A 984-nucleotide genomic window follows, 5' to 3' on the forward strand; every position below is an offset into this window, starting at 1 on the left:
GAAGCTTGGATCAAAGATTGTTCTTGGTTTTTTTGGTGTTCTTCACCCTGCTATATTAGAGAGATTAGATGTCAGTGGCCCTTTATGCGGTTTTGAAATTTTTCTCGATCGGATTCCGGAGTCAAAGAAAAAGGCAACAAAAAGCCGTTCTCCTTTGAAACTATCGCCTTTTCAAATGGTGCGGCGTGATTTTGCATTTGTAGTTGATAAAGTGATTACTTCTTCTCTTATTGTTCGTGCTGCGAGTGGAGCGGATAAAAAGCTTATTCATTCGGTTCGAGTTTTTGATGTTTTTGAAGATTTAAGTCTTGGTGAAGATAAAAAATCTGTTGCGATTGAAGTGGCTATTCAACCTATTGAACGGACTTTAACTGATGGGGATATAGAAGCGCTTGCTTCGAAAGTGGTAGAAAATGTCACCAAAGCAACGGGCGCATATCTGCGTCGTTGAATCTCTTTTTTATCGGATTATTTTATAAAGCGGGAGCACTTTTGAGTGCTCCCTTATTTTTTGGCATTCAAGATCTATAGAGCTTCTTGAAAGAGGTTTTCCGTATCAAAGCACAGGCTCTCTTTTAAATCATCAATTTTTTTAAGACAAAAAAGAATGTTTTTAAACATCTTGAAAAGTTATTTTTTTGTCAGAATTCTTGATTGCAAAAGTGAAAAATAACTGTTATTTCTAAATGGTAATGCAAATCATTGGCAATAAAGAGAGGATCGAATGAACGTAAAAACTTTTTTTATCATAATTTGGGGGAGTGTTATTTTTTTGACACCCAATCTCGCTTTGTGTGCTAGCAAATTTAAAGCTGTTACGACTTTCACTATTATTGCTGATATGGCGCGGAATGTAGCAGGTGATGCTGCTACTGTTGAATCAATCACGAAACCAGGTGCTGAAATTCATGAATACCAACCCACACCTCGCGATCTTATGCGCGCGCAAGGAGCCAATCTTATCTTGTGGAATGGGTTAGAGTT

General features: G+C 37.5%; 1 protein-coding gene and 1 pseudogene. Both read left to right on the forward strand.

What is annotated here, in order from left to right; all coding sequences use genetic code 11:
• Positions 1 to 451 (forward strand): annotated as a pseudogene (locus ACFIK8_RS10170) (phenylalanine--tRNA ligase subunit beta); the annotation flags it as partial.
• A gap of 273 nt (positions 452 to 724) precedes the next feature.
• Positions 725 to 984: metal ABC transporter solute-binding protein, Zn/Mn family (locus ACFIK8_RS10175; RefSeq protein WP_375669354.1), on the forward strand; the 260-nt coding region annotated here is incomplete at its 3' end.

The sequence above is a fragment of the Bartonella sp. MR168JLCBS genome (genome assembly GCF_042194175.1).